We start from the raw sequence: 3,496 nt of genomic DNA, 5'->3' as shown, positions 1-3,496 counted from the left end.
ACAATGCTGACTCACTTGATTCAAAACCAAGTTGACCAGTGTTTAACTAATTCCTGGGCAGCTTTAATTTCAGATTCTCTCCAGCAAATTCAAACATTAAATCTCAAAGAGAATAAAACGTCTTACTACATCGAGCAAGATGAATGGAAGCCTTTTCTAGAAGAGGCAATTGAGGCAGCACTTCGTCCGGCAAATATAGAAGCTATGGATTATTTTTATCATCCTTGCCAACTTGCAGCGTCGGTGGATAGAACAGATTTAATAATGACGGCTCAGAGATTGCTCGATTTAACGTATGAACCTTCGGCAAAAACTTTACCAGCAATCATTGATGAGAATTTAGTTCAGCTACCAGGTGGGGAAGAGTGGAAAGAGGGTAGGCGATAAAATAACACTCTTTGAAGGGAAGCGATCGCTGTTTCGGGTTGGTGGATACAATAACAGCGATCGCTCACAAGCATTACCTGTCTAGAGGAGGCAGTCTCCAAGGAGCGATCGCCCGATTGCAGTACCAAGGCTTGATTTACGGCTCCGAGCAGGGTTATCTTGTTCATCATGCTTCTGGTTCGACCACAAGGATTACTGGGGCGATCGCGCCTCACAAAAGTCTAGTCCTGAAAAGTATTCGATAATACTCAGGTAAAAAGAGCTTTCTATTAGGACTGCGCTCAGAGGACTAAAGATGAGAGGTTTCACCTTGCCTGTGAAGTTGTTAATTGTGGCGATCGCCCTCTCAAGCTTCATTCTAATCAGTTGTGTCCCAGCACCCCTCAAACCCTTACGGATTGGTACAAATGTTTGGCCTGGGTATGAACCTCTATTTCTCGCTCGCGAACTAGGATACTACCGTAACACCCCGATTCAATTAGTGGAGTATCCCAACTTCGACCCAAACAGAGCTTACCGGAACGGTGAAGTAGAAATGAGCGCCGCACCGATGACTGGGTTTTTGACATTAGCGCCGACTCATCCAGATGTCCGTGCTTGGCTAATTATGGATATCTCTAATGGTGCAGACGCCATTGTAGCTAAACCAGCGATCGCGAATCTGCAAAGTCTAAAAGGGCGCAGGGTTGGCTTTGACAGGTCAATGCTGGCAACATTTGTCCTGAGTCGTGGCTTAGAACAAGTCGGTCTGTCACTCAAAGATGTCAAGATTGTCCCTGTGGAGCTATCCGACCAGGAGGAGGCGTTCAAACAAGGTCGCGTTGATGCCATTGTCACCTTTGAGCCTTACCGCTCCAATATACTCAACGCCGGAGCAAAATTACTCTTTGACAGCACCCAGATCCCTGGTGAAGTTGTCGATGTGCTAATTGGCAGTGAGTCGTTGTTGACAACGCATGCTACTCAATTGCAGGTGTTAATCCAGGGTTGGTTCCGCGCTCTCGATTATATTGAGAAAAATCCCGAAGATGCCGCTCGTCGAATGGCACGGCGACAAGGAGTCACACCCGAACAATTCTTATCATCCCTTAAGGGACTTCAGCTCGTCACCCTTGAGGAAAACCAGAAACTCTTGGGAAAAACCAATTCTGTGTTGCTCAAGGGAACCCAACGGTTATCCCAATTTTTGGTTGAAAATAAGATACTGAAACAAGACGTAGACCCTAACCCTCTGCTCGATGACAGACTGGTTAGAGATGTCAAGCCCTAAAGCGTAGACCGATTGCAACACTCAACATACCTCTATGAAAAAACCACAGATGCCTACAGTTAATATCAGATTCATCTGTGTTTATCTGGGTTAATCTGTGGTTCATGCCTCCACGCAAAACTATTTTTGCAAAAAGTCTACCTATGCATCGCTTCCCCTTTCCTCTGCGGTTTTCGATTCCAGGAATTCTGTTATTGTTCGGCAGTGTGTTAGGTTTGGTTTCGTTTCAACGGGAAGTCTCTCAGTCCTTCTCCCGTACCGAAACGAGTATCAGACAGCAGGCTGAATTTTCTGCAAGTCAAACAGCAACGTTACTAGAGTACTTGTACAGAACGGCTCAAGGTAAGGGTGCCGATTTAGCGATCGCTCAGATTGCTCCAGCTCCTAATCTGCGGTTAGCTTTGCTTTGTGATGAAAATGAGCGAGTACTCTTGTCAACTCGTTTTGATCTGCAAAATCGCTTAATCAGCAACACTCTAGCAGCCTCCAGCTTATCAGCGATCAAAGAAGTCCAGCAAACTCAGTCAAAGCAGGTAATTTTTTCGGACGCTAGACAAACCCTCAAGGCAATTTATCCAGTGTTTTTGGGAGCTTCGCCTGGAGAAATCCTACCGTCGAGGGTAGGTGTGTTGTTGTTGGAGTATGACCTTTCGTCGCTAAAAGCTCAGGCATACAACGATGCTTTAGAGCGATCGCTAACCTACAGTGTTGCTCTTGCTGTGCTTTGTAGCATTCTCTGGTTCTTCTTTTACAAAACCTTGAACTTGCGAGTAGCCAAACTGGTCGCAACTAGCAACAGCTTAGCACAAGGAAATTTAGAAGTACGTGCTAATTTAAAAGGCTCTGATGAACTGAGTCAGATTTCAATCGCTTTCGATCGAATGGCTGAAGAAGTTCAGAAGAATACAGAAACCCTGCGCCAAAATGAAGAACTCAAACAAGCTTTACACAAGCTAAAACAAACCCAAGCACAACTGATTCACGCCGAGAAAATGTCTAGCTTAGGTCAACTGGTTGCGGGGGTTGCTCATGAAATCAACAATCCTGTTAATTTCATTCATGGCAATCTTCTTTATGTCAATGACTACACCCAAGACTTACTCAGCCTTGTTCATCTCTATCAGCAACACTATCCGAATCCCGTTCGTGAAATTGTCGAACAGACTCAAGAGATGGACTGGGAATTTCTGGCTGATGATTTACCCAAGATGCTCGGTTCTATGAAAGTTGGCAGCGAACGCATCCGTCAGATTGTCCTTAGTTTGCGGAACTTTGCCCGTCACGACGAGTCAGAACTCAAAAAAGTTGATATTCACGAAGGTATTGATAGCACTTTATTAATTTTACAACATCGATTGAATGGGGAGAGAGATTCTCCCAGTATTGAAATTATTAAAGATTATGGAAACTTACCCAAGATTGAGTGCTATGCTGGGCAGTTGAATCAAGTGTTTATGAATATTATCAATAATAGCATTGATGCTTTATCAGAATCAACAGGTAATGAAAAAGGACAAATTTTGATTCGCACTTCCATTAATGAATCAGATTGGGTAGTGGTAGCGATCGCCGATAATGGATCAGGGATGAACCAAGAAATACAACAGCGGATATTTGACCCGTTTTTTACCACGAAACCAGTAGGCAAAGGCACGGGATTAGGATTATCTATTAGCTATCAGCTTGTGGTAGAAAAACATAACGGTCAATTAAAATGTATTTCTGATCCCGGAGAAGGAGCGCAGTTTATCATTGAAATTCCCGTGCGACAAAAAAGCAGAGAAGCTGGGAAAATGGGGGAATGAGGAAATAGTAAATGTCAGATTTTATTAATAACTA

At 43.9% G+C, this 3,496-nt stretch carries 4 protein-coding genes; all 4 read left to right on the top strand.

Going from position 1 to position 3,496, the window contains the following annotated elements; all coding sequences use genetic code 11:
• On the top strand, positions 1-387 hold a 387-nt coding region (locus H6F50_RS12115; protein WP_190428893.1), incomplete at its 5' end, for a hypothetical protein.
• 41 nt (positions 388-428) lie between these two features.
• Positions 429-632, top strand: coding sequence for a hypothetical protein (locus H6F50_RS12110; RefSeq protein ID WP_190428894.1), 204 nt, complete (start codon positions 429-431; stop codon positions 630-632).
• 50 nt (positions 633-682) lie between these two features.
• Positions 683-1,657, top strand: a complete 975-nt coding sequence (locus H6F50_RS12105; RefSeq protein WP_190428892.1) for an ABC transporter substrate-binding protein — start codon at positions 683-685, stop codon at positions 1,655-1,657.
• 143 nt (positions 1,658-1,800) lie between these two features.
• A complete protein-coding gene (locus H6F50_RS12100; RefSeq protein ID WP_190428891.1) occupies positions 1,801-3,462 on the top strand; it encodes an ATP-binding protein in 1,662 nt (553 codons plus the stop codon).
• Positions 3,463-3,496 lie beyond the last annotated feature (34 nt).

It is taken from the genome of Coleofasciculus sp. FACHB-712 (assembly GCF_014695635.1).
Lineage (GTDB): Bacteria > Cyanobacteriota > Cyanobacteriia > Cyanobacteriales > FACHB-T130 > FACHB-T130.
Note: the sequence above shows the minus strand (reverse complement) of the source record. Positions and strands in the feature narration are given on the sequence as shown.

Coding starts and splice junctions, on each gene's coding strand:
- H6F50_RS12100 (WP_190428891.1), top strand. CDS start 1,801: ATGCATCGCTTCCCCTTTCCTCTGCGGTTTTCGATTCCAGGAATTCTG.
- H6F50_RS12105 (WP_190428892.1), top strand. CDS start 683: ATGAGAGGTTTCACCTTGCCTGTGAAGTTGTTAATTGTGGCGATCGCC.